The organism is Kitasatospora sp. NPDC036755, from assembly GCF_040636595.1.
GTDB lineage: Bacteria > Actinomycetota > Actinomycetes > Streptomycetales > Streptomycetaceae > Kitasatospora.
Window position 1 is genome coordinate 1 of sequence record NZ_JBEZUT010000500.1, and the last position, 4,321, is coordinate 4,321.

At 76.9% G+C, this 4,321-nt stretch carries 4 protein-coding genes; all 4 read right to left on the reverse strand.

Annotated elements, in window-relative coordinates:
• Positions 1–39: 39 nt before the first annotated feature.
• Genes AB0E96_RS38750 through AB0E96_RS38765 form a run of 4 tightly spaced genes read right to left on the reverse strand, consistent with a single transcriptional unit; the run spans position 40 to position 4,220 of the window.
• The gene (locus AB0E96_RS38750; RefSeq protein ID WP_359831176.1) at positions 40–1,041 is read right to left on the reverse strand and encodes a TauD/TfdA family dioxygenase; all 1,002 of its coding nucleotides are present in this window, start codon (positions 1,039–1,041) and stop codon (positions 40–42) included.
• Positions 1,042–1,097: 56 nt separating this feature from the next.
• Positions 1,098–1,367 carry a phosphopantetheine-binding protein gene (locus AB0E96_RS38755; RefSeq protein WP_359831178.1) on the reverse strand — a complete coding sequence of 90 codons (270 nt, stop codon included), beginning with the start codon at positions 1,365–1,367 and terminating at the stop codon, positions 1,098–1,100.
• Between the two features lie 5 nt (positions 1,368–1,372).
• Positions 1,373–2,824 carry a type III PLP-dependent enzyme gene (locus tag AB0E96_RS38760; protein WP_359831179.1) on the reverse strand — a complete coding sequence of 484 codons (1,452 nt, stop codon included), beginning with the start codon at positions 2,822–2,824 and terminating at the stop codon, positions 1,373–1,375.
• Positions 2,814–4,220: an AMP-binding protein gene (locus AB0E96_RS38765; protein WP_359831181.1), complete on the reverse strand. Its 1,407-nt coding sequence runs from the start codon at positions 4,218–4,220 to the stop codon at positions 2,814–2,816. The genes AB0E96_RS38760 and AB0E96_RS38765 overlap by 11 nt, the downstream gene beginning before the upstream one ends.
• Positions 4,221–4,321: the final 101 nt, after the last annotated feature.

Below are 4,321 nucleotides of genomic sequence, written 5' to 3' on the forward strand. Positions count from 1 at the left end.
GTGGGGGTGCGCGGGGACGCGGGGGTGGTGCGGCGGGGTTCAGGCCTCCGGCTCGGCCGGGTCCGCCAGGACGTAGCCGTCGTCCGCCCGGTGGGCGCGCGAGCGGCGCAGGTCGGCGAGGACGAAGGTGCGCTGGAGCCACCGGTCGCTGCCGTCGAAGCGCGGGCTGAACGCGGTGCGCCCGTGCACGGTGATCCGGTTGTCGACGACGGCGAGGTCACCGGGTTCCAGCCGGACGGTCCGGGCGGTGCGCTCGAAGAGCCGCTGGAGCTCGGCCAGGGCGGCCGCGGCCCGTTCGGTCAGGGGCTCGGTGGCGGCCATGTCGACCCGCAGGTCCGGGTCCTCGGGCGCGCCGCCGAGCACCGGGTGCGGCTCGGCGGGGCCGTCGGCGGCGCCGAAGGAGGGCGGCGGCGCGGTGCGGAACTCCGGCCGCCGCAGGTCCGTCCTGGTCCTCTCGTCCAGCAGCGGCAGCACCTCGCGCACGCAGGAGGTGCGCAGCCCGGCCACGCCGCCCGGGTCGGCGCGCAGGCAGAGCAGCATGACGAAGTCCGGGCGGTGCGGGTGGAAGGCGTTCTCGTTGTGGAACGTGAGCAGCACCGAGCCCGCGTTGCCCTGGAACTCCTCCTGCCCGGGCACCGGGACGACGTCCTGGACCAGCGCGCCGGTCTTCTCGGGGAGGAAGGCGGCCGGGTCGCCGAGCCCGCACGCGGCGAGCATCAGCACCGCGGCCGGCACGGTGGCGGTGCGTTGCACCGACCCCGGGGTCAGCGGGGTGCGGCCGAGCGCGGGCCCGGTGACGGGCAGTCCGCGCACCAGCAGCGCCCCGCCGGGCCCCGGGTCGCGCCGGAAGGCGCGCAGGGCGCGGCGCAGCCGGGCGGGCAGGTCCTCCCAGTGGTCGCGTGCCGCGCCCACCCAGGCGGGCTCGTCGACCAGGGACTCCGGCGCGCAGAGGAGCGCGGCGACCTGCTCGGTCGCGGCTCTCTCGGCCCCGGTCAGCACCACGTCCGGTGCCGAGATCTCGATGTCCGGTGAAACCGGCACGGGTACCAGCCTTTCTCGAAGCGGTCGGGGGCGGTCGCACCGGCCCCCGGTGGAGGTCAGGGGCGGGCGGCGGCGTCCAGCTGGGCGGCGACCACGGCCCACAGGCTGCCGACGTTCTCGAAGGCCTCCGGGTCCAACTCCTCGTCGGGAATGGCGATCCCGTAGGCCTCTTCGAGTCGCACCAGCAGTTCGACGGTGGCCATCGAGTCGAGCCCGGCGGTGCGCAGGCGCAGGTCGGCGGCGAGCGGGCGCTCCTCGGCGAGCCGGGGCAGCAGGTCGGTCAGGACGGTCTCGTACCGCTCGTCCCAGGGGGCGGGCGTGGTCATGGTGTTCAACTCCTCGCGGGGCGACCGGCGGGGTCGCGGTGGTGGTCGGTGGGGTCGGTGGGGTGGGTACGGCCGGTGGCTCCGCCGTGGGCCGGGACCGTCCCGGGGGCGGGCAGCGGTTCGCGCCGGAGGGCGAGGCGGTCGGCACCGACCACCCGGCCGTCCCGGACGGTGACCTCGGCCGGGGCGGGGCGGCTGAGGAAGCCGAGCAGGCTCGCGGTGGCGCCGTACGCGCCGACGTTGGGCACGGCCAGCAGCGCGCCCGCCTGTGGCGGGACGGCCTCGGCGGCCCGGCTGATCACGTCGGCCGGTGTGCAGAGCGGTCCGACCAGCGCCACCCGGCGGGTCGCGGCGGCGGGGCCGGGTTCGCCACCGCCGCCGGGTTCACCGCCGGGGCCGGGCTCGGGTACGGCCTCCGGCTCGGCGAGGCGCAGCGGTTCGGCGCGCAGCGAGGGCAGCCGGCCGACTCCGGAGAGCCCGCCGAGGTGGTTGATCCCGCTGTCCAGCACGCCGTACGTGGTGCCCCGGCTCTCCTTCACCTCGGTGACGGTGCAGATCAGCCGGCCGCTGTCGCCCACCAGGTACCGGCCGGACTCGAAGGCGAGCTCCAGCCGTTCCCGCCAGCCGGGAAGGTGCTCGTCGAGCGCGGCCGTCAGCGGCTCGCGCAGCCCGTGGTAGAGCGGCCGTTCGCCCGGGGCCGCGTACGGGCAGGCGAAGCCGCCGCCGAGGTCGAGCATCCGCAGCGGCAGTCCCCAGTGGGCCTCCAGCGCGGCGGCGGTGCGGATCGAGGCCACCGCCTCGGCCAGCAGCCCCTGCGGATCGGCGGCGTTGGTCAGCGGGAAGAAGTGCAGGCCGCACAACTCGGCGCCGTCCACGGTGAGTTCGGCGAGGTCCGGCAGACCGTCGGTGATGTCGTGGCCGAACTGGGAGGCGCCGCCGGTCATCCGCAGGCCGACGCCCGCGCCCGCCCCGGTGCCGTTGATCCGCAGCAGGCAGCGCGCGGTCGCCCCCAGGGCCCGGGCCTCGGCACCGACCCGGCGCAGATCGGCCGGCGACTCCACGGAGAAGGTGCGCACCCCGGCGGCCAGGGCCTCGCGCAGCTCCTCGGCGGTCTTGCCCGGGCCGCCGTAGAGGCAGTCGGCCCCGTCGAAGCCGGCGGCCAGCGCGGCGTCGAGCTCGCCGGTCGAGCAGATCTCCGGAGCGCACCCGGCCGTGCGCAGGGTGCGGACCAGCTCGGGGTGCGGGTTGGCCTTGAGCGAGTAGTAGAGGCGGGACCGCTCGGGCAGCGCCGCCCGCAGGTCCTCGGCGGCCCGGGTGACCCGGTCCAGGTCGTAGACGTACAGCGGGCTGCCGTAGCGGCGCACCAGCGTGGCCGCCAGGACGTCCTCGGCGGCCGGGCCGGTGGCCGTCGGGCCGGTGCCGGTGCCGGCGGCGGCGGGGGAGTGGTCAGTGCGCATCGGTGTCCAGCGCCTTCCGGTCGATCTTGCCGTTGGGCGTGAGCGGCATCCGGTCGAGGATCCGGCAGACGGCGGGCACCTTGGCCGGCTCCAGCCGCTGCTCCAGGCCCTCGATCACCCGGCGGGCCGTCAGCCCCTCCTCGCCGGTGACGACCAGGCGCAGGTCGAGCCCGTCGCGGGGCGGCAGCGCGGCGGCGGCCCGGACGCCCGGGACGTCCAGGGCGGCGGCCTCGATCTCCGGGGTCCCCATCCGTACGCCCCGCCGCTTGAACTGGTCGTCGAGGCGGCCGGCGAAGTAGAGGTGGCCGTCCTCGTCCAGCCGGCCGTGGTCGCCGGTGTGGAGCCGGGTCCGTCCGGTGCGCGGGTCGGGGCGGTAGCGTCCGGCGGTCAGTTCGGGCGCGTTCCAGTACCCGGCCATCACGTGCGGGCCGCTGACGGCGATCTCGCCGACCTCGCCCGGCGGCAGCGGACGGCCCCGGTGGTCGAGCACCTCGACGGTGGTGCCGTCCAGGGCCCGGCCCACCGAGCCGGGGCGCTCGCGGTCGGCGTCCGGCTCCGCGATCGTCACCCGCTTGCACTCGGTGATGCCGTACATCGCCACCACGGCCGCGCCCGGGAAACCGGACCGCAGCGCCTCGATGGCCGAACCGACCAGCGCCGCACCGGTGTTGGTGAACAGCCGGACGTGCTCCGGCGGCGTGCCGCGGGCCGCCAGCCGGCACAGCATCTCGGCCAGCGAGGGCACCACGGGCACCACGGTGGCCCGGCACGCGCGCAGGGCGGTCAGTGTCCGCACCGGAGCGGAGGCGTCGGCCAGCACCAGTTCGGAGCCGCCGATCGCGGCCAGCAGGAGCTGGTAGAGGCCGTAGTCGAAGGAGAGCGGCAGCGCGGTGAGCACCACGTCCTCGGGCCGGTAGGCGAGGCGGCGGGCGATCGCGCGGGCGGCGAAGACCACCTGGCGGTGGGTGCAGACCACGCCCTTGGGCGCGGAGGTGCTGCCCGAGGTGTAGATCAGCTGGGCGACGTCGTCGGCGGACGGCCGGTCGGCCGGTGCGGGGCCGTCGTGCTCCGGCCCGTCCTGCTGCGGCCGGTCGTGCTGCGGCCGGTCGTGCTGCGGTCCGTCGTCCGCGAGCAGCTCGGCGGGCGTGGCCGACCGGGCGCCGCAGGCGGTGACCGCCTCGTGGACCGGGAGCTCCTCGGAGGCGCCGAGCACCACGACGGCGGGCGCGGCGTCCGCCAGCACGCCGCGCAGCACGAAGGGCTTCATCTCCGGGTTCAGCGGCACCGCGACGGCTCCGGCGCGCAGCACGCCGTAGTACAGCGCGGCGAACTCCCGCCGGTTGCCGAGCCGCAGGACCACCCGGTCGCCCGGCCGGACGCCGCCGGGCCCGCGCAGCCGGCACGCCCTCGCGGCCGCGCAGCTGCTGCATGGTGGCGGTGCTGACGTCCTCGCCGGGGAATCGCATGCGGTACATGTTCCGTGCGACGCCGAGGCGC